At 67.4% G+C, this 19,037-nt stretch carries 19 protein-coding genes; 3 read left to right on the forward strand and 16 right to left on the reverse strand.

What is annotated here, in order from left to right; all coding sequences use genetic code 11:
• Nucleotides 1–4 precede the first annotated feature (4 nt).
• From QTH87_RS12865 to guaB, 3 genes are all read right to left on the reverse strand, one after another.
• A complete protein-coding gene (locus QTH87_RS12865; protein WP_286609467.1) occupies nt 5–439 on the reverse strand; it encodes a type II toxin-antitoxin system VapC family toxin in 435 nt (144 codons plus the stop codon).
• Nucleotides 436–684: a type II toxin-antitoxin system Phd/YefM family antitoxin gene (locus QTH87_RS12870; protein ID WP_286609469.1), complete on the reverse strand. Its 249-nt coding sequence runs from the start codon at nt 682–684 to the stop codon at nt 436–438. Before QTH87_RS12870 ends, QTH87_RS12865 begins: the two co-directional genes overlap by 4 nt.
• A gap of 81 nt (nt 685–765) precedes the next feature.
• A complete protein-coding gene (gene guaB / locus QTH87_RS12875; protein ID WP_286609471.1) occupies nt 766–2,235 on the reverse strand; it encodes an IMP dehydrogenase in 1,470 nt (489 codons plus the stop codon).
• Between the two features lie 171 nt (nt 2,236–2,406).
• Between guaB and QTH87_RS12880 the strand changes: the two genes are divergently transcribed.
• Nucleotides 2,407–2,940, forward strand: a complete 534-nt coding sequence (locus QTH87_RS12880) for a DUF4124 domain-containing protein (RefSeq protein ID WP_286609472.1) — start codon at nt 2,407–2,409, stop codon at nt 2,938–2,940.
• A gap of 47 nt (nt 2,941–2,987) precedes the next feature.
• Here QTH87_RS12880 and QTH87_RS12885 read toward each other — a convergent pair whose 3' ends face one another.
• Both QTH87_RS12885 and QTH87_RS12890 read right to left on the reverse strand, forming a co-directional pair.
• Nucleotides 2,988–3,320, reverse strand: coding sequence for an RnfH family protein (locus tag QTH87_RS12885; RefSeq protein ID WP_286609474.1), 333 nt, complete (start codon nt 3,318–3,320; stop codon nt 2,988–2,990).
• 5 nt (nt 3,321–3,325) lie between these two features.
• Entirely contained in the window at nt 3,326–3,772 is a 447-nt protein-coding gene (locus tag QTH87_RS12890; RefSeq protein ID WP_286609475.1) for a type II toxin-antitoxin system RatA family toxin, read from the reverse strand.
• A 62-nt stretch (nt 3,773–3,834) separates the two neighbouring features.
• On the opposite strand from QTH87_RS12890, the gene smpB reads away from it, so the two are divergent.
• Both smpB and QTH87_RS12900 read left to right on the forward strand, forming a co-directional pair.
• Entirely contained in the window at nt 3,835–4,311 is a 477-nt protein-coding gene (smpB, locus tag QTH87_RS12895; RefSeq protein WP_028250248.1) for an SsrA-binding protein SmpB, read from the forward strand.
• Between the two features lie 64 nt (nt 4,312–4,375).
• Nucleotides 4,376–4,759, forward strand: a complete 384-nt coding sequence (locus tag QTH87_RS12900; RefSeq protein ID WP_286609478.1) for a COG4315 family predicted lipoprotein — start codon at nt 4,376–4,378, stop codon at nt 4,757–4,759.
• Between the two features lie 81 nt (nt 4,760–4,840).
• On the opposite strand, the gene QTH87_RS12905 is transcribed toward QTH87_RS12900, so the two are convergent.
• From QTH87_RS12905 to QTH87_RS12955, 11 genes are all read right to left on the reverse strand, one after another.
• Nucleotides 4,841–5,746, reverse strand: coding sequence for a DMT family transporter (locus QTH87_RS12905; protein ID WP_286609480.1), 906 nt, complete (start codon nt 5,744–5,746; stop codon nt 4,841–4,843).
• A 12-nt stretch (nt 5,747–5,758) separates the two neighbouring features.
• Entirely contained in the window at nt 5,759–7,585 is a 1,827-nt protein-coding gene (gene typA, locus QTH87_RS12910; RefSeq protein ID WP_286609482.1) for a translational GTPase TypA, read from the reverse strand.
• The gene (gene truB / locus QTH87_RS12915; protein ID WP_286609483.1) at nt 7,582–8,529 is read right to left on the reverse strand and encodes a tRNA pseudouridine(55) synthase TruB; all 948 of its coding nucleotides are present in this window, start codon (nt 8,527–8,529) and stop codon (nt 7,582–7,584) included. Before truB ends, typA begins: the two co-directional genes overlap by 4 nt.
• A 2-nt stretch (nt 8,530–8,531) precedes the next feature.
• Nucleotides 8,532–8,903 (reverse strand): 30S ribosome-binding factor RbfA, encoded by a 372-nt coding sequence (gene rbfA / locus QTH87_RS12920; protein WP_286609485.1) that lies wholly within the window; start codon nt 8,901–8,903, stop codon nt 8,532–8,534.
• Nucleotides 8,904–8,924: 21 nt separating this feature from the next.
• Entirely contained in the window at nt 8,925–11,822 is a 2,898-nt protein-coding gene (gene infB / locus QTH87_RS12925) for a translation initiation factor IF-2 (protein WP_286609487.1), read from the reverse strand.
• Between the two features lie 24 nt (nt 11,823–11,846).
• Nucleotides 11,847–13,331, reverse strand: a complete 1,485-nt coding sequence (gene nusA, locus QTH87_RS12930) for a transcription termination factor NusA (protein ID WP_286609488.1) — start codon at nt 13,329–13,331, stop codon at nt 11,847–11,849.
• Nucleotides 13,332–13,348: 17 nt separating this feature from the next.
• Nucleotides 13,349–13,957 (reverse strand): ribosome maturation factor RimP, encoded by a 609-nt coding sequence (rimP, locus tag QTH87_RS12935; protein ID WP_286609489.1) that lies wholly within the window; start codon nt 13,955–13,957, stop codon nt 13,349–13,351.
• A 162-nt stretch (nt 13,958–14,119) separates the two neighbouring features.
• Nucleotides 14,120–15,325, reverse strand: coding sequence for a YbfB/YjiJ family MFS transporter (locus QTH87_RS12940; protein ID WP_286609491.1), 1,206 nt, complete (start codon nt 15,323–15,325; stop codon nt 14,120–14,122).
• A 19-nt stretch (nt 15,326–15,344) separates the two neighbouring features.
• Entirely contained in the window at nt 15,345–16,973 is a 1,629-nt protein-coding gene (locus QTH87_RS12945) for an ABC transporter ATP-binding protein (RefSeq protein WP_286609493.1), read from the reverse strand.
• Nucleotides 16,970–18,010 carry an ABC transporter permease gene (locus QTH87_RS12950; RefSeq protein WP_286609495.1) on the reverse strand — a complete coding sequence of 347 codons (1,041 nt, stop codon included), beginning with the start codon at nt 18,008–18,010 and terminating at the stop codon, nt 16,970–16,972. The genes QTH87_RS12945 and QTH87_RS12950 overlap by 4 nt, the downstream gene beginning before the upstream one ends.
• Nucleotides 18,003–19,037, reverse strand: coding sequence for a microcin C ABC transporter permease YejB (locus QTH87_RS12955; RefSeq protein ID WP_286609497.1), 1,035 nt, complete (start codon nt 19,035–19,037; stop codon nt 18,003–18,005). Before QTH87_RS12955 ends, QTH87_RS12950 begins: the two co-directional genes overlap by 8 nt.

The following is a 19,037-nucleotide window of genomic DNA, read 5'->3' on the forward strand; positions in this document are numbered from 1 at the left end:
GATTTCAGAGGGTCGAGAGATCGAGGATGCCGATGCCGGAGCGCGTCGCCGCCTCCGCGAGTCGCTTGTCGAAGGTGGCGAGCGGCAGGTTCAGGGAGCGCGCCAGCCAGAGGTAGCCGGCGTCGTAGGCAGAGAGGCCGGCGTCGAGCGCGATGCCCAGCGAGGCCTTGTGCTGAGGCGGCGCCAGTTCATGAAGCTCGACGCGATGGCGCACCGCCTCGAGCACCGACCAGATGCCCTCGACGGCCGCCTGCGGGATGCGGCCCCGCCGCACGCCGTTGGCGATGATGTTGGCGCACTCCCACTGCCAGAGATTGGGCGCCTGCGGCTCGACCTCGTCGCGCCGGATCAGGGCGTAGAGCCGCCGCGTCTGCTCGCTGGCCTCGTCGGGCAGCAGCCAGGCGGCCGTGACCGAGGCGTCGAGCACAAAGGCCGTCATTCCTGGCGGCCTTCATCGCGCAACTCGCGTACCGAGGGGCCGGGCAGGATCATGGCGTGCAGGGCGTCGATCTGGCTGAGCTCGCGCTCGATCTGGGCGTCGGTGATGACGGGCTTGCGCCGCACCGGAAGCAGCCGCGCCACTTCCTTGCCGTGCCGCGTGATGCGCACTTCCTCGCCCTTCTCGACCATGTCGATCAGGGCCGAAAAATTGTTCTTCGCCTCATAGATGCCGGTGTACTGCATGAATCTGACCAGACTTTGAAAGTTTGGCCATTATACCGATCCGGCCTGATTTTCGATATCTGGCCAGAACGCACGAGACGGCTATTCGGCGCGGTAGTTCGGCGCTTCCTTGGTGATCTGCACGTCGTGCACGTGGCTCTCGCGGATGCCGGCGGTCGTGATCTCGACGAACTCGGCCTTGTTCTTCATGTCGTCGATCGTGGCGCAGCCGCAGTAGCCCATGCTCGCGCGCAGGCCGCCGGACATCTGGTAGACGATCGAGACCATCGAGCCCTTGTAGGGCACGCGGCCCTCGATGCCCTCCGGCACCAGCTTGTCGGCGTTCGGGTTGCCGGTGGTCGATTCCTGGAAGTAGCGGTCGGCGCTGCCCTGCTGCATCGCACCGATCGAGCCCATGCCGCGGTAGCTCTTGTAGCTGCGGCCCTGGAACAGCACGATCTCGCCGGGTGCCTCTTCGGTGCCCGCGAACATGCCGCCCATCATCACGGTGCTCGCGCCAGCCGCGATCGCCTTGGCGATGTCGCCCGAGTAGCGGATGCCGCCGTCGGCAATCAGCGGCACGCCGGTGCCCTGCAGCGCGGTGGCGACGTTGTCGATCGCCATGATCTGCGGCACGCCCACGCCGGCCACGATGCGGGTGGTGCAGATCGAGCCGGGGCCGATGCCGACCTTGACCGCATCGGCGCCGGCGTCGGCCAGCGCGCGGGCCGCATCGCCGGTGGCGATGTTGCCGCCGATGACGTCGACCTGCGGATAGTTGTTCTTGACCCAGCGCACGCGCTCGATCACGCCGGCACTGTGACCGTGCGCGGTATCCACCACGATGGCGTCGACACCGGCGCGCACGAGCGCCTCGACGCGCTCCTCGGTGCCCTCGCCCACGCCCACCGCCGCGCCCACGCGAAGGCGGCCGCTGGAATCGCGCGCCGCATTCGGGAAGCTGGTCTGCTTGGTGATGTCCTTGACCGTGATCAGGCCCTTGAGCTCCCAGCCATCGTTGATGACCAGCAGCCGCTCGAGCTTGTACTTGTTGAGCAGGGCCTTGGCATCGGCCAGCGTGGTGCCGTCGGGCACGGTGATGAGCTTGTCGCGCTGGGTCATGATCTCGCTGACCGGCACGTCGTAGCGGCTCTCGAAGCGCAGGTCGCGCCCCGTGACGATGCCCACCACCTTGCCGCCGTCGCAGACCGGGAAACCCGAAATGCCGAGCTGGTCGGACAGCGCCATGACCTGGCGCACGGTATGGGTCGGCGTGATCACCACCGGGTCGCGCAGAACGCCCGATTCATAGCGCTTGACCTTGGCAACCTGCGCCGCCTGCTCGGCCGCCGTGAGGTTCTTGTGGACGATGCCGATGCCGCCTTCCTGCGCCATCGCGATCGCGAGGCGGGCTTCGGTCACGGTGTCCATCGCCGCCGAAACGAGCGGCAGGTTGAGCGTGATGTTGCGGGAGAGCCGGGTGGCGAGGGAGGTGTCCTTGGGCAGGACCTGGGAGAACGCTGGCACCAGCAACACGTCGTCGAAGGTGAGCGCTTTGCCGAGAAGGCGCATGGGTGAAGCTCCAAAAGAAGGATTGTAACGAGGCACCGGGGAAGCGTCCGGCGAGGGTCTTCGCACTTTCTGCTTAACGCGCTCGTCGAATTGCGCGCGAAAGTTGACGATGCCGTTGCAAATCCGCTGACGGACAGGTTGCAAAACGTAAGGCGACGCTAAACTTCCGCCATGAAACTCGCGTCGCTCCTGCTCATAGGTTCCGTCCTCCTGCTGCCGCTCGGCGCGCACGCGCAGTGGCAGTGGATCGACAAGGACAACAAGAAGGTCTTCAGCGACCAGGCGCCGCCGCCCGACGTGCCCGAGAAGAACATCCTGCGCCGTCCCACCGGACCCTCCAAGCGAGTGAACGTCACCCCGCCCGCCGCCGCTGGCGATGCCGCAGCGGCCGACCCGGCTGCTGCCGCGGCAGCGCCGCGCGCGCCGGTGCCCGGCGCCAAGCCTGCCGGCGTGGACAAGGAACTCGAGGAGAAGACCCGCAAGGCCGAGGAAGCCGAGAAGGCCAGGCAGGCCGCCGAGACGCAGAAGCAGGCCCAGGCCAAGGCCGACAACTGCAATCGCGCGCGCCAGGCGAAGGCCACCATGGACAGCGGCATCCGGGTGGCTCGCGTCAACGCCAATGGCGAGCGAGAAATCATCGACGACAGCGCCCGCGCCAGCGAGCAGCGGCGCCTGCAGGGCGTGATCGACGCCGACTGCAAGTAATCCAGGCTCCAACGCAGCACCCACGCGCAGCGAACGCGCTTGCCGGCTCAATACCCTGCCTTGCCGCCCTTGCGACGATTGGCGAACAAGCCCGTGCCGCGCGCTCCCTGCTGACGAAAGCGCTCGCGGCGTGCCACCTTGGGATCGACCGTGAGCGGCCGGCACAGCTCGATGCGGTCCTGGTCGCACACGGTCTGCGTCCATTCGACGGCCCGGCCCCAGACCCCCGGCGACAGCGATTCCCACGCCAGATCCGGCAGCGCCCCGGCCAGGCCGCTTGCGAGCACGGCATCGCGCACGGTCGCGCCTTCGGCCAGTTCGACGACCTGCTCGAACACCGAGCGCGGAGCCGGCGAGCAGGCGACCGTGACCCTCGGCATGCCGCTCACGCGCTGCCGTAGACCTGCTCGGCGCGCTTCACGAAGGCCTCGACCAGGTTCGATGCGATCTTGTCGAACACCGGCCCCACGAGCGCCTGCAGCGCGAAGTTGCTGAAGCCGTAGCTTAGGTTGAGCTCGACGCGGCAGGCGCGTTCGCCCTCCTCGCCGACCGGCGTGAAGCTCCAGGCGCCGTCGAGGTTCGAGAACGGCCCGTCGACCAGCTTCAGGTGCACCTCGCGCCCTGGCACGTGCGTGTTGCGGGTCGTGAAGCTCTGGTGAAAGCCGCTGAAGGCGAGGCCGACCTCGGCGGTCATGCCATGGCTGTCCTGCTCGATCACCTTGGAGCGGTCGCACCATGGCAGGAACTCGGGATAGCGGGCCACATCGGTGACCAGCGCATACATCTCGTCGGCGCTGTACCAGATGAGGACGGACTTGTGGACTGTTTTCATAGAATCGGCACCGCGTGCGCGACGGATTGTATTGAAGCCATGCAGCCCTTACCTGACACACCATGGCCACGAAGAAACAAGACACCTCCTCCCGCATCGCCGACAACAAGAAGGCCGCGTACAACTATTTCTTCGAGGAACGCTTCGAGGCCGGCATGGTGCTCGAGGGATGGGAGGTCAAGTCGCTGCGCGAGGGCAAGGTCCAGCTCACCGACGGCTATGTCGTGATCCGCGACGGCGAGCTCTTTGTGATCGGCTGCCAGATCAACCCGCTGCGCTCGGCCTCGACCCACGTCACGCCGGATTCGGTCCGAACCAAGAAGCTGCTGCTGCACAAGGAGCAGATCCGGCGCCTCATCGGCAAGGTGGAGCAGAAGGGCTACACCCTGGTGCCGCTCAACCTCCACTGGAAGGCCGGCAAGGTCAAGTGCGAGATCGCGCTGGCCAAGGGCAAGGCCGAGCACGACAAGCGCGACACCATCAAGGACCGCGAAGGCAAGCGAGAAGTCGAGCGCGCCATGAAGAGCCGCAGCCGCTGAGCCCGGCCGGGCGGCTAGACTGAGGGTTGCAATCCAGATTTTTTCAACCGAAGGAGAACTCCTCATGAAACTGCTCAGCGCCTCGATCCTCGCCGTCGCCCTGCTTGCCGGCTGCGGCAGCATGTCCGGCAAGGCGCCCGACACGCCCACCCGCACCGCCGACGGCGTGCTGATCGGCCCGACCGGCATGACGCTCTACACCTTCGACCGCGACGTCGCCAACAGCGGCAAGTCGGCCTGCAACGGCCCTTGCGCCACTGCCTGGCCGGCACTCAAGGTGGCCGACGCCGCCAAGCCGATCGGCCCCTACACCATCATCGTGCGCGACGACGGCGCCAAGCAGTGGGCCTACAAGGGCGCACCGCTCTACTACTGGTCGAAGGACACCAAGGCCGGCGACAAGACCGGCGACGGCTTCAACGGCGTGTGGAAGGTGGCGCGCCCCTGACGGCACCAGCCCGCCCTCGGCGGGCTGCAGACACCACGGGCCGGCCCTTGCGCCGGCTTTTTTCATGGCGCAACGCGCGCCTCAGTGCGCCGTCGGCAACGCCTCGCGCGAGGCCTGGCGCCGGTCACGCAGGCCCAGCAGCTCGTTGAAGACCAGCGCACCGATCACCAGTGCACCGCCAGCCAGCACGCTGGCCTCGGGCGCCTCGCCGGCACCGAGCCAGGCCAGCGCGATGCCGAAGATGACCTCGAGCAGGCCCAGCAGCGCGACCTCCGGCGCACGCAGCACGCGTGCGCACAGCACCGACAGCACGCAAGGGATCGCGAGCTGGAACAGCCCGAGAAAGCCGAGCAGTCCGAGATCGTGTGCGTTGGCCTGGAACGGCCAGGCCAGCGGCAGCGTGACCAGCGCCGAGATGGCGGCACCGATCAGCACCGCGGGCACGAGGTCGATGTCGCGTCCCTTGGCATGGGCATGCTGGACCACGGTCCAGTTGCAGGCGCCCGCGATCGGCACGCAGAGCGCCACCAGCGTGCCGACCAGCTGACCCTCGCCAAGCTGCGTGCCGTACATCCACGCGATGCCCAGCCCCGCGACCACGATCGCGATCCAGGTGCGCGTCGGCAGCCGATGGCCGATGAAGAGCCGTGCCGCGAGTGCGGTCAGCAAGGGCCCCAGGGCCATCGTCACCAGGACGTTGGCCACGCTGGTCAGCGTGAGCGCCACCATGAAGGCAGTGAACATCACGCTCCAGCACACGCCCGACACCCATAGCGCGGGCCCGGCATGGCGGATCTTGGCGAAGACCGCGCGGCCGCGCCAGAGCGGCAGGATCACCAGCAGCGCCAGCAGCGTGAAGAAGCTGCGCCAGAAGGTGACCTCGAAGCTGCGCGCATGCTCGAGATGGCGCGTCACCACGCCGGCCGTGGCCCACATGAGGGTCACGGCCACCATGAGCCCGACGGCACGGCCGTGGCTGAGCCTCATGGGGCGGCAGGCTTACTCGCGCGAGGCGCGCTTGCGCTCGTGCTCCTTGAGGAAGCGCTTGCGCAGGCGCACGCTCTTGGGCGTGATCTCGACCAGTTCGTCGTCCTCGATGAACTCGACGCCGTATTCCAGCGTGAGCTCGATCGGGGGCGTGATCTTGATCGCATCTTCCTTGCCCGAGACGCGGAAGTTGGTGAGCTGCTTGGTACGCGTGGCGTTCACCACCAGGTCGTTGTCGCGGCTGTGGATGCCGACGATCATGCCCTCGTACACCGGGTCGTTGGCGCGCACGAACATGCGGCCGCGGTCGTCGAGCTTGCCGAGCGCGTAGGTGAAGATCTCGCCATCGTCCATCGAGATCAGCACGCCGTTCTTGCGGCTGCCGATCTCGCCCTTGTAGGGCTCGTAGCTGTCGAAGATGTTCGAGATCAGACCCGAGCCGCGCGTGAGATTCAGGAACTCGTTGGTGAAGCCGATCAGGCCCCGCGCCGGGATGCGGTACTCGAGGCGCACGCGGCCACGGCCGTCCGGCTCCATGTTGACCAGTTCGCCCTTGCGCTCGCCGAGCGCCTGCATCACGCCGCCCTGGTGCGCGTCCTCGATGTCGGCCGTGACCATTTCGATCGGCTCGTGCTTCTCGCCGTTGATCTCGCGGAACACCACGCGCGGCTTCGAGACGGCCATCTCGTAGCCTTCGCGGCGCATGTTTTCCAGCAGGATGGTCAGGTGCAGTTCGCCACGGCCCATCACTTCGAAGATGCCTTCCTCGTCGGTCTCGCTGACGCGCAGCGCCACGTTGTGCTGCAGTTCCTTCTGCAGGCGGTCCCAGATCTGGCGGCTGGTGACGAACTTGCCTTCGCGGCCGGCCAGCGGGCTGGTGTTGACGCAGAAGTTCATCGTCAGCGTCGGCTCGTCGACCTTGAGCATCGGCAGCGGCGCCGGCTTGGCCGGGTCGGTGACGGTGACGCCGATGCCGATGTCCGGAATGCCGTTGATCAGCACGATCTCGCCCGGGCCGGCTTCGGTGGCCTGCACGCGGTCCAGACCCTGGAAGGTCAGCACCTGGTTGACGCGACCCTTGACCGACTTGCCGTCGGGGCCTTCCATCACGACCACGTCCATCATGGGCTTGATGGTGCCCTGGCTGATGCGGCCGACGCCGATGCGGCCGACGAAGGTGGAGAAGTCGAGCGCCGAGATCTGCAGCTGCAGCGGCGCGTTCGGATCGCCCTTCTGGCTCGGCACGTGCTTGAGGATGGTGTCGAACAGGGCCGACATGTCGGGGCCCCACTGCTCGCCGTGCTCGCCTTCCTCCAGCGAGGACCAGCCATTGATGCCCGAGGCGTAAACCACCGGGAAGTCGAGCTGTTCGTCGCTCGCGCCGAGCTTGTCGAACAGATCGAAGGCGGCGTTGACGACGTAGTCCGGGCGCGCGCCCGGCTTGTCGACCTTGTTCACCACCAGGATCGGCTTCAGGCCCAGGGCCAGTGCCTTCTTGGTCACGAAGCGGGTCTGCGGCATCGGGCCTTCCTGGGCATCGATCAGCAGCACCACGCCGTCGACCATGCTCAGCGCGCGTTCCACCTCGCCGCCGAAGTCCGCGTGGCCGGGCGTGTCGACGATGTTGATGTGCGTGCCCTTCCAGGTCACGGCGCAGTTCTTCGCCAGGATCGTGATGCCACGTTCCTTTTCGATGGCGTTGTTGTCCATCACGGTGTCGACCACCTTCTCGTGTTCGGCGAAGGTGCCCGACTGGCGCAGAAGTTGGTCGACCATCGTGGTCTTGCCATGGTCCACGTGGGCAATGATGGCGATGTTGCGAATCTGGTTGGTGCTCATGGTGTCGCTTCGGTCAAAGGTAATGTCTGCTGGATTTCGATGGGGCTCAGCAGCCGCCCCGGGATCAGTTCGCCGGCCTTGACGTGGCCCGTGCCGAGGAAGGCGTCGGGCGTGCGGCCGAACACGGCCACCGCGGACGCGTCGGCCCAATCGCCACGACGGCGCAGGCCCGAGAGAAAACGCCCTGCATCCTCGACGTCGAGCGTGACGCGCGTGTGATCGGCCACCAGCGCCTCGGTCGGCAGCAGGCAGGCCAGGCGCTCGTCCTCTTCCATCGCTTCGAGCGCCTCGAGGCTCAGGCATTGCGCCGCCTCGAAGCCGCCGGTCGCGATGCGGCGCAGCGAGGTCAGATGGGCGCCACAGCCGAGCGCCTCGCCGATGTCCTCGCCGAGCGTGCGGATGTAGGTGCCTTTGCTGACGGCGGCGACGATGCGGATCTCGTCGTCGCCGGTGCGTGTCAGCGACAGGTCGTGGACCACGATGTCGCGCGTCTTGCGCTCCACCTCGATGCCCTCGCGCGCGTACTCGTACAGGGCGCGGCCGTCTTTCTTGAGCGCGCTGTACATCGGCGGCAGCTGACGCTGCGGTCCCGTGAACAGGGCCTGCACGCGCGCCAGCTCGTCGGGCGTGACCGCCACGGGGCGCTCGGCAATCACCTCGCCCTCGGCATCGCCTGTGGCGGTCTTGACGCCCAGGCGGGCCGTGGCCTCGTAGGTCTTGTCGGCCTCCAGGTGCAGCTGGCTGAACTTGGTGGCGGCGCCGAAGCACAGCGGCAGCACGCCGGTGGCGAGCGGGTCGAGCGTGCCGGTATGGCCCGCCTTTTCGGCGCGCAGCAACCACTTGGCCTTCTGCAAGGCCTGATTGCTGGAGAGCCCCAGCGGTTTGTCGAGCAGCAACACCCCGTGCACAGGGCGCCGCTGCACCCGTGTGCGTGGCGCGTTCATCTTCAGTCGTCTTTGGAACGCGAAGCGACGGCCTGAGCGATCAGCGCATTCATGTCGGCCGCACGTTCGGTCGTGCGGTCGAACAGGAAGTGCAGCGTGGGCACCGTGTGGATGTGCAGGCGCTTGAACAGGCCATTGCGCAGGAATCCCGCGGCCTGGTTCAGCGCTTCGGTGGTCTCGGCCACGTCGCCCGTGAGCACGCTGAAGAAGACCTTCGCATGCGCGTAATCGGGCGTGACCTCGACCGCCTGGATCGTCACCATGCCGACGCGCGGGTCCTTCAACTCGCGCGCGATCAGTTCCGTCAGATCGCGCTGGATCTGATCGGCAACCTTGAACGCGCGGTTGGGTGCGGCGGCTTTTCTTTTCGGCATGGATTCGTTCGCACCGAACGCTTACAGCGTCCGGGCGATTTCCTTGATCTCGAAGAACTCGAGCTGATCGCCTTCCTTGATGTCGTTGTAGTTCTTGAGCTTGATACCGCACTCAAAACCTTCGCGGACTTCGCGGACATCGTCCTTCATGCGCTTGATCGAATCGACTTCGCCGGTGTAGATCACCACGTTGTCGCGCAGCAGGCGGAAATGCGCGCTGCGGTTGACCGAGCCCGAGGTGACGTACGAACCTGCGACCGTACCGATCTTGGAGGCCACGAACACGGTGCGGATCTCGGCCGAGCCGATGATCTCCTCGCGCCGCTCGGGTGCCAGCATGCCGGACATGGCGACCTTGATGTCGTCCACAGCGTCGTAGATGATGCTGTAGTAGTGCAGTTGCACGCCGTTGCCTTCGGCCAGCTTGCGCGCACCGGCATCGGCCCGCACGTTGAAGCCGATCACGATGGCCTTCGAGGCGATCGCGAGGTTGATGTCGCTCTCGCTGATGCCGCCGACGCCGGCGTACACCATCTGCACCTTGACCTCATCGGTCGCGAGCTTGAGCAGCGACTGGGCAAGCGCTTCCTGCGAGCCTTGCACGTCGGCCTTGATGATGATGCGCAGCGTCTGCACCTCGCCCGCCGACAGGTCGGTGAACATGTTCTGCAGGTTCGCGGCTTGCGCCTTGGCCAGCTTGGTATTGCGGAACTTGCCGGCACGGTAGGTGGCGATCTCGCGCGCACGGCGCTCGTCGGCCATCACCATGAACTCGTCGCCCGCCTGCGGCACTTCGGTCAGGCCCTGGATCTCGACCGGGATCGACGGACCCGCGGACTTGATCGTCTTGCCGTCTTCGTCCAGCATGGCGCGCACGCGGCCATAGGTGGAACCCGCCAGCACCACGTCGCCGGTCTTGAGCGTACCGGACTGAACCAGCACGGTGGCAACCGGGCCGCGACCCTTGTCGAGCTGCGCTTCGATGACCAGGCCCTTGGCTGCGGCATCGACCGGCGCCTTGAGCTCCAGCACTTCGGCCTGCAGCAGCACCTGCTCGAGCAGGTCGTCCACGCCCTGCCCTGTCTTGGCCGAGACCGGCACGAAGGGCACGTCGCCGCCGTACTCTTCGGGCACGACTTCCTCGGCGACCAGCTCCTGCTTGACGCGGTCGAGGTTGGCGTCGGGCTTGTCGACCTTGTTGATCGCGACCACGATCGGCACACCCGCCGCCTTGGCGTGCTTGATGGCTTCCTTGGTCTGCGGCATGACGCCGTCGTCGGCCGCCACCACGAGGATGACGATGTCGGTGGCCTGCGCACCGCGGGCACGCATGGCGGTGAACGCCTCGTGGCCCGGGGTGTCGAGGAAGGACACCATGCCGCGCTCGGTCTGCACGTGGTAGGCGCCGATGTGCTGCGTGATGCCGCCGGCTTCGCCCGCGGCGACCTTGGCGCGACGGATGTAGTCCAGCAGCGAGGTCTTGCCGTGGTCGACGTGACCCATGACGGTCACGACAGGTGCGCGCGGCAGGGCTTCGGCCTGCGTCGCGGACACGTCCTCGTCGGTGAAGGCTTCCGGATCGTCGAGCGCGGCGACCACGGCCGTGTGGCCCATGTCCTCCACGATGATCATCGCGGTGTCCTGGTCGAGCGACTGGTTGATGGTCGCCATCTGGCCCAGCTTCATCAGCTGCTTGATGACTTCGCCGGCCTTGACGGCCATCTTGTGCGCGAGCTCGGACACCGTGATGGTCTCGGGCACGTGCACTTCGAGCACGCGCGCCTCGACCGGCGCTGCCGGCATGCGGTCTTCCTGGCCATTGCGATCGTTGCCGCGGCGGCCGCGCGGGCCTCCGCGCCAGTTGCCGCGGCCGACACCGCCGCTGGCGTCGCCGCGGGTCTTGATTTCCTTCTTCTTGGCGGTGTCGCCGGCCCAGCTCGAGGAGAGCTTGGCGGACTTCACTTCCTTGCCGGCGCCAGGGGCCCCAGGCGCGCCGGCTGCGGCGGGCGCGCCCGGGCGGGCGGCCGGCGTGGCCGGTTTGTGCAGCGTGCCCTTGACGGCGGCCTTGACTTCGGGCGCCGGCTTCTCGGGCGCCTTGTGCGGCACCAGCACGCGGGCCGGTGCGTTCATCATGGCGCGGATGGCCTCGGCTTCAGCCAGCGCCTTGCGACGGCGCTCGTCGAGGTCCTTGGCGCGCGCTGCTTCCTCGTCGGCGCGGGCCTTCGATTCGGCGGCGGCCTTGGCCTTGGCGTCGTCCTTGGCCTGCACGGCAGCGGCTTCGGCAGCGGCCTTGCGGTCGGCCGCGGCCGGTGCTTCCTCGGCGGGCTCGGGCGCGCCTTCGGTCACGGTGGCGGCGGCAGCGGCCTCGGCGGCAGCCTTCCTGCTGGCGGCCTTGGCTTCCTGTTCGGCCTGTTCGGCGCGCTCGGCCTTCTCGCGTTCGCGCGCCTCGGTTTCTTCGCGCAGACGGCGCTTCTCGACCAGTTCTTCTTCCTGGCGGCGGATCAGCTCGGCCTGGCGGCGTGCCTCTTCCTCGCGGCGCGAGAGTTCGGCCTCGTCGATCTGCGGTTGTGCGGCCTCGGCAGCCTCGGCGGCGGCCTCGGGCACGGCCGGGTGGCCCTCGTCGCGCTGGATGAAGGTGCGCTTCTTGCGGACTTCGACCTGGATGGTGCGGGCGCGGCCGGTGGCGTCGGCCTGCTTGATCTCGCTGGTCGACTTCTTGGTCAGCGTGATCTTCTTGCGCTCGGGCTCGACCGTGCCGTGGCTGGCCTTGAGGAAGCCGAGCAGGCGCTGCTTGTCGGCCTCGCTGAGCGCATCGGTGGCGGCCTGCTTGGGCACGCCTGCGCTCTTGAGCTGGTCAAGCAGGGTTTCGGGAGTCTTCTTGAGTTCGTTCGCGAACTCGGCGACAGTGGTACTGGACATATTGGTTTCGTGCCTCCATGACCGTCACTCTTGGCCGGCGAACCAGTGTTCGCGGGCTTTCAAGATCAGGTTCTTGGCCTCATCGGCGGTTTGGCCGGTGATTTCGGTGAGTTCATCGACCGCAAGGTCGGCCAGGTCGTCACGGGTGTGGACACCCGCCTCGGCCAATTTGGGAATGAGGGCCGCATCGAGGCCTTCGAGGTCGCGCAGATCCTGCGAGACGCTCTCGACATCCTCTTCACGGGCGATCTCGGCGGTCAACAGCGCATCCTTGGCACGCGAGCGCAGCTCGTTGATGGTGTCTTCGTCGAAGCTCTCGATCTCGAGCAGCTCGGAGATCGGCACATAGGCCACTTCCTCGAGGCTCGTGAAGCCTTCGGAGATCAGGATGTCGGCGATTTCCTCGTCGACGTCGAGCTTCTCCATGAACAGCTTGCGGCTGGCATCGGTCTCGGTCGCCTGCTTCTGGGCCGACTCGTTCGCATCCATGATGTTGATCTTCCAGCCGGTCAGATCGGAGGCGAGCCTCACGTTCTGGCCGCCGCGGCCGATCGCGATCGCGAGGTTCTCCTCGTCGACCACCACGTCCATCGCATGCTTTTCCTCGTCGACCACGATCGACGACACGTTGGCCGGCGCCAGGGCGCCGATCACGAACTGGGCCGGATCCTCGCTCCACAGCACGATGTCAACGCGCTCGCCGGCGAGTTCGTTGGTCACGGCGTTGACGCGCGTGCCGCGCACACCCACGCAGGTGCCGATCGGATCGACCCGCTTGTCGTGCGAGAGAACCGCGATCTTGGCGCGCGAACCGGGGTCGCGGGCGCAGCTCTTGATCTCGAGCAGGCCTTGTTCGATCTCGGGCACTTCCTGGCGGAACAGCTCGATCATGAACTCGGGGGCCGAGCGCGACAAGATGATCGGCGCGCCGCGCAGCGTCAGGTCGACCTCCATGATCATGGCCCGCACGCGGTCGCCGTTGCGCAGGTTTTCCTTGGCGATCATCTCGCTGCGGCGCAGGCGGCCTTCGACCCGGCCGGCCTCCACGATGATGTCGCCCTTGTCCAGCCGCTTGACGGTGCCGGTGAAGATCTTCTCGCCGCGCGACATGAAGTCGTTGAGCAGCATCTCGCGCTCGGCGTCGCGGATCTTCTGCAGGATCACCTGCTTGGCAGCCATGGCGCCGATGCGACCGATCGGCACCGATTCGACCGCTTCCTCGATGTACTCGTCGACCTCGATGTCGGGCATCTCTTCCTTGGCCTCGAACAGCAGGATTTCCTGGTCGGGCAGCTGCAGGCCGGCCTCGTCGGGCACCACGTGCCAGCGGCGGAAGGTCTCGTAGTCGCCGCTGTCGCGATCGACCGCGACGCGGATGTCCACGTCGCCCTGATGGAGCTTCTTGGTGGCTTGCGCCAGGGCGGACTCGACCGCACCGAAGACCACGTCGCGCTCGACGTTCTTCTCGCGCGAGATCGCATCCACCAACATCAACATTTCGCGATTCATGCCACCACTCTCCTCGTTCAGTCCGACACCTGCGTGTCAGGTTTGGGCCTGCGCCCCTTGAAATCCACTATCGGGGCGAGCCGCGCCTCGCGCAGCTCGTCCAATACAAAACCCAGCGCCTGCAACGGTGCAGGCGCGCGCTTCTTGCTGATCTTCTGGCCGGGCTTCGCCTCGGGCTCGTCGCTCCAGACGATCTGCCACCCTTGCGAACCATCGGCTGCGGCAACACGTTCGAGCGTGCCGCGAAACTTCTTTCGATTGGCCGCCACCTGGCCCATTGCCGCCGCACCCATCGGCGCCTTCAGCGTGACGTCGATCACCTCGCCGACGAAGCGCTCGAAATCGCGTTCGTGACGCAAGGGCCTGTCGATGCCTGGCGACGAGACCTCGAGCCGCTTGTAGTCGGCGCCGTCGACCTCCAGCGCGAACTGCAGCTGGCGCGTGACCTTCTCGCAATCTTCGACCGTGACGTAGGGCTCCGGCGCACCAGCCACCCCACTGGAGGTGGGGCCTTGCCAGGGCAAATCAATCGTAACGCGCAGCAGTCCCCCGGCCGAGCGTTCGATCTCGACCAGGTCGTAGCCGAGTCCGGCCACGGTTTGTTCCACTGTCTGCTGCAATGCCACGTGTCTGCTTGTTCCTCAGAGGTGCCTGTAGGCCGTTCGCTGCCGCCACCCACTTGCGGCATACGAAAATGCGTCGACCCATAAAAAAACGGGCGGTTGGTACCCGCCCGTTTGGTCGTGAGCCTCGAATTATATGCCAAATGCGTTACGAATCAGGGGTTTTTACGCATTCGAAGCACCTGCGGCGGCCCTGGAACGCCACCAGACCTGCAGGAAAAGCAGGCCGCCCAGGCTCAGTGCCGCGGCCGCCACCAGCAGCGGCACTGCGAAGGAGCCCGTGCGCTGCGCCAGCGGCGCCGCGAACAGCGGCCCGAGGATCTGGCCGACGCCGTAGGAAGCGGTGGCATAGCCGATCAGCCCTGCGGCCGCGTTGCCGCGCAGCCGGCGCGCATCCCGCAATGCGAACAGGGTGATGGCGGTAAACGGCATGCCCAGCAGCAGGCTGCCGAGCGCAAAGCCGGCGATGGTCGGCCAGGCGACTGACAGCACCACGCCGAGCGCCTGCAGGCCGTAGGCGATCGCCAGCAGCAGCCGGTTGTCCCAATGCATCGGCGAGCGAGCACCGATCAGCGCCCCGATCACCACCGCGAGGCCGAACAGCGGCCAGAACAGGTCGGGCGAGGCCGAGCCCGGCAGCGCCTGGCGCGCGATCACCGGCAGGAAGGTGGCCGTGATGATGTAGCCGAAGCCCGCCAGTCCATAGAGACCGACGAGCCAGCGCGCATCGTGGCGCGCGGTTTTCGATTCAGCCGCGGTCGGCGCCGGCGCCGCAGCCGGCGCCCGGCCCGGCGCTTCCTCGTGGGCGTCGCCGAAGATGCGCCAGATCGACGCGATCAGGACCAGCGACAGCAGGCCGAAGCCGATCCAGCCGGCGTTCGAACCCCAATGCCCCACGGCCCCGCCCAGCAGGCCGGTGGCCGCGATGCCGATGCCCGGCCCCGAATAGATCACGCCGGCCAGCGCCGGCGCGCCGGTCTCGGCCAGCCGCCGCAAGCCCCAGCCCGAGGCGAAGACGAAGGTCCAGGCGCTCATCACGCCGGCCACGAGCCGCAGCGCGCCCCAGGCCGTGAAGCCATGCAGCAGCCCCATGCCCAGCAGCAGCACCGCGGTGGCCAGCAGCCCGCCGCGCACCATGGTGGCGGGCCGGACGCGGATCGCGGCGCAGCTCACGGCGCCGAGGAAGTAGCCGAGGTAGTTGAGCGAAGCCAGCACGCCGCCGGCCTGCAGATCGAGCTTGCCCTCGTGCAGCATGATCGGGAGCATGGGCGTGAAGGCGAAGCGCCCGAGCCCCATGGCGACCGCGAGCGTCACCATGCAGGCCAGGGCCGCACGCCAGGCACCGCGCCTGTCGTATCCGGTCAGCGACATTTCATTCCTGGGATTTCTTCTATTCGGCCAATGCCGCCGCGACCAGCTTGCGTGTGTAGGGATGCTCGGGGGCGTCGAGCACGCGCCCGACCGGTCCCGATTCGAGGATGGCGCCGTCCTTCATGACGATCACCTCGTGCGCCATGGCGCGGATCACCTCGACGTCGTGCGTGATCAGCATGTAGCTCAGGCCGCGCTCGCGCTGCAGGCGCTGCAGCAGGGCCAGCACCTGCTTCTGGATCGTGACGTCGAGTGCGCTGGTCGGCTCGTCGAGCACCAGCAGCCTGGGATCGACGATCAGGGCCCGCGCGATCGCGAGGCGCTGCCGCTGTCCGCCCGAGAACTCGTGCGGATAGCGCGCCAGCAACGCCGGGAACTGGGCTTCGGTGAGGCCGACGTCGGCCAGGGCCTCGAGCGCACGCGCCCGGCGCGCCGCGGTGTCGAGCGTCGGTGCATGGACGGTCAGGCCCTCGGCCACGATCTCCTCGACCGTCATGCGCGGCGACAACGACGAGAAGGGGTCCTGGAACACCACCTGCATCGCGCGCCGCAGCGACCGGTCGCTGGCGCCGCCCTCGGCCCAGCGGCGCCCCGTGACCGCCAGCGTGCCCTGGTGCTTCAGCAGGCCGAGCGCAGCCAGCGCCAGGGTCGACTTGCCCGAGCCCGATTCGCCCACCACGCCGAGGGTCTGGCCCGGCGCGATGCGGAAGTCGGCGCCCTGCACGGCCACGAACTCGCCCTTGCGGAACCAGCCTGCGAATCCCGGCCGCGGCACCGGATAGACGACGCGCAGACCTTGCGCCTCGAGCACCGGCGTGGCGTCGGGCGCGGCCTGCACCTGCGCCACGTCGCGGCTCGGGCGACTGTCGATCAGCTTGCGCGTGTAGGGATGCTGCGGCGCCTCGAACACGGTCGCCACGACGCCGTGCTCGACGATGTGGCCGCTCTCCATCACGGCCACTCGGTCGGCGAAGCGGCGCACCAGGTTCAGGTCGTGCGTGATCAGCAGCACGGCCATGCCGTGCTTGCGCTGCAGTTCGTCGAGCAGGTCGAGGATCTGGGCCCGCACCGTGACGTCGAGCGCGGTGGTGGGTTCGTCGGCCAGGAGCAGCCGCGGCTTGCAGGCCAGCGCCATCGCGATCATCGCGCGCTGCCGCTGGCCGCCCGAGAGCTGATGCGGAAAGGCGCGCGCGCGCCGTGCCGGCTCGGGGATGCCGGTGTCGGCCAGCAACTGCACCGCAGCCTCGTGCGCCTCGCGCGCCGACATCGCCTGGTGCAGTTCGAGCACCTCGGCGATCTGGTCGCCGACCGTGTAGAGCGCATTGAGCGCGGTCATCGGCTCCTGGAAGATCATCGCGATCTCCTTGCCGCGAATGCCGCGCAGCGTGCGTTCGGGCAGCGCCAGCAGGTCGCGTGCGCCCTCGCCTGCCACGACTTCGCCGCCCTCGAAGAGCGCGCGGCCCGAGAGCTCGGCGTTCTGCACCAGCCGCAGCAGGCTCAGCGCGGTCACGGTCTTGCCCGAGCCCGATTCCCCGACCAGCGCCAGCTTCTCGCCCGCGGCGATCTCGAAGTCGATGCCGTGCACCACCTCCTTGCCGCCGAAGGCGACGCGCAGGTCCTGCACCTGGAGCAGCGGCTGGCGGCTCATCGGTCGGCCTTTCGCGGATCGAGCGCATCGCGCAATGCGTCGCCCATGAAGGTCAAGAGCATCAGCGTGACCACCAGCACGCCGAAGGTGGACATCGAGATCCACCAGGCGTCGATGTTGGCCTTGCCCTGGCTCAGCAGCTCGCCCAGCGAGGGCGTGCCGGGCGGCACCCCGAGCCCCAGGAAGTCGAGCGAGGTCAGCGCCAGGATCGCGGCACTCATGCGGAACGGCAGGAAGGTCACGACCGGCGTCATGCTGTTGGGCAGGATGTGGCGCCACATGATCTGCAGGTTGCCGACGCCGAGCGCACGCGCCGCGCGCACGTAGTCCATCTGGCGGTTGCGCAGGAACTCGGCCCGCACGTAGTCCGACAGCCCCATCCAGCCGAACAGGCTCAGCAGCACCAGCAGCAGCGTGATGCTGGGCGCGAACACGGCGCTGAAGATGATCAGCAGGTAGAGCTCGGGCATCGAGCCCCAGATTTCGATGAAGCGCTGGAAGGCCAGGTCGGTCTTGCCCGCGAAGTAGCCCTGGATGGCGCCGGTGACGATGCCCAGCAGCACGCCGATGGCGGTCAGCGCCAGTGCAAACAGCACGCTCACGCGAAAGCCGTATATCAGCTGGGCCAGCAGATCGCGGCCGCGGTCGTCGCTGCCGAGGAAGTTCTCGCGCGACGGCGCGGCCGGGTTGGGCGACTTGGCGAAGTAGTTGAGGGTGCGCGGCCCGTAGGGGTTGGGCGCGTAGACCGCCCAGTTGGCGCCGCTCGTGATGCGCTCGCGGATGAAGGGATCGAGGTAGTCAGCCGGGGTCTCGAAGTCGCCGCCGAAGGTCTTCTCGGAGTAGTCGCGCAGCACGGGGAAATAGAGCTTCTGCTCGTAGTTCACCACCAGCGGCTTGTCGGTCGAGAGGAACTCCGCGAACAGGCTCGCCACCACCATCGCCGTGAACAGCAGCAGGCTCCAGTAGCCGAGGCGGTTGCGCCGGAATCGCTGCCAGGCGCGGCGCGCGGGCGAGACGGTGACGCCCGCGCTAGTCAAACTTCACCCTCGGGTCCACCATGACGTAGCAGAGGTCGCTGATCAGCTTGGTCGCCAGCCCGATCAGCGTGAACAGGTAGAGCGTGCCGAGCACCACCGGATAGTCGCGCCGGATGACGCTCTCGTAGCTCAGCAGGCCCAGGCCGTCGAGCGAGAACAGGGTCTCGATCAGCAGCGAGCCCGTGAAGAAGGCGCCGATGAAGGCCGCCGGGAAGCCGGTCACGATCGGGATCAGCGCGTTGCGGAACACGTGCTTCCAGAGCACCTCGCGCTCGGTCAGGCCCTTGGCGCGCGCGGTCAGCACGTACTGCTTGCGGATCTCCTCCATGAACGAGTTCTTGGTCAGCATCGCGGTCACGGCGAAGCTGCCGAGCACCATCGCGGTCACGGGCAGCGCGATGTGCCAGAGGTAGTCGACGATGCGCGCACCCCAGCCGAGCGATTCCCAGTTGGGCGACGTCAGGCCGCGCAGCGGGAACCACTGCAGCTGCCCGCCGAAGATGACTAGCAGCGCGACGCCCAGCACGAAGCCCGGAATCGCATAGCCGATGAGCACGATCAGCGTGGTCAGGAAATCGAAGCGCGTGCCGGCGCGCACCGCCTTCGCGACGCCCAGCGGCACCGCGATCAGGTAGCTGATGAAGAAGGTCCAGAGCCCGAGGCTGATCGACACCGGCATCTTCTCCTTGACCAGCTCCCAGACCGCCTTGCGCTGGTAGAAGCTGGTGCCGAGGTCGAAGCGCATGTAGGACTTGAGCATCTGCCAGAAGCGCTCGGCCGGCGGCTTGTCGAAGCCGTAGAGCTGCTTGATCTCCTCCACGCGCTGCGGATCGAGGCCCTGGCGGCCACGGTAGCCGGCGCCGCTGGTGGCGGCGCGCTCGCCGCCCGAATCGCGTCCCTGGAGCTGCGCCACCATCTGCTCGACCGGGCCGCCCGGAACGAACTGGATCACGATGAAGGTCAGCAGCAGCACGCCGAACAGCGTCGGCACCATCAGCAGCAGGCGTTTGAGGATGTAGCTGGTCAT

This window comes from Variovorax jilinensis (assembly GCF_030316885.1).
In the GTDB taxonomy this organism is placed as follows: Bacteria; Pseudomonadota; Gammaproteobacteria; order Burkholderiales; family Burkholderiaceae_C; genus Variovorax; species Variovorax jilinensis.

Excerpts from the sequence above, each read along its gene's own strand:
- QTH87_RS12865 (WP_286609467.1), bottom strand. The coding sequence starts at position 439 with ATGACGGCCTTTGTGCTCGACGCCTCGGTCACGGCCGCCTGGCTGCTG.
- QTH87_RS12870 (WP_286609469.1), bottom strand. The coding sequence starts at position 684 with ATGCAGTACACCGGCATCTATGAGGCGAAGAACAATTTTTCGGCCCTG.
- guaB (WP_286609471.1), bottom strand. The coding sequence starts at position 2,235 with ATGCGCCTTCTCGGCAAAGCGCTCACCTTCGACGACGTGTTGCTGGTG.
- QTH87_RS12880 (WP_286609472.1), top strand. The coding sequence starts at position 2,407 with ATGAAACTCGCGTCGCTCCTGCTCATAGGTTCCGTCCTCCTGCTGCCG.
- QTH87_RS12885 (WP_286609474.1), bottom strand. The coding sequence starts at position 3,320 with ATGCCGAGGGTCACGGTCGCCTGCTCGCCGGCTCCGCGCTCGGTGTTC.
- QTH87_RS12890 (WP_286609475.1), bottom strand. The coding sequence starts at position 3,772 with ATGAAAACAGTCCACAAGTCCGTCCTCATCTGGTACAGCGCCGACGAG.
- smpB (WP_028250248.1), top strand. The coding sequence starts at position 3,835 with ATGGCCACGAAGAAACAAGACACCTCCTCCCGCATCGCCGACAACAAG.
- QTH87_RS12900 (WP_286609478.1), top strand. The coding sequence starts at position 4,376 with ATGAAACTGCTCAGCGCCTCGATCCTCGCCGTCGCCCTGCTTGCCGGC.
- QTH87_RS12905 (WP_286609480.1), bottom strand. The coding sequence starts at position 5,746 with ATGAGGCTCAGCCACGGCCGTGCCGTCGGGCTCATGGTGGCCGTGACC.
- typA (WP_286609482.1), bottom strand. The coding sequence starts at position 7,585 with ATGAGCACCAACCAGATTCGCAACATCGCCATCATTGCCCACGTGGAC.
- truB (WP_286609483.1), bottom strand. The coding sequence starts at position 8,529 with ATGAACGCGCCACGCACACGGGTGCAGCGGCGCCCTGTGCACGGGGTG.
- rbfA (WP_286609485.1), bottom strand. The coding sequence starts at position 8,903 with ATGCCGAAAAGAAAAGCCGCCGCACCCAACCGCGCGTTCAAGGTTGCC.
- infB (WP_286609487.1), bottom strand. The coding sequence starts at position 11,822 with ATGTCCAGTACCACTGTCGCCGAGTTCGCGAACGAACTCAAGAAGACT.
- nusA (WP_286609488.1), bottom strand. The coding sequence starts at position 13,331 with ATGAATCGCGAAATGTTGATGTTGGTGGATGCGATCTCGCGCGAGAAG.
- QTH87_RS12940 (WP_286609491.1), bottom strand. The coding sequence starts at position 15,325 with ATGTCGCTGACCGGATACGACAGGCGCGGTGCCTGGCGTGCGGCCCTG.
- QTH87_RS12945 (WP_286609493.1), bottom strand. The coding sequence starts at position 16,973 with ATGAGCCGCCAGCCGCTGCTCCAGGTGCAGGACCTGCGCGTCGCCTTC.
- QTH87_RS12955 (WP_286609497.1), bottom strand. The coding sequence starts at position 19,037 with ATGACCAGCTACATCCTCAAACGCCTGCTGCTGATGGTGCCGACGCTG.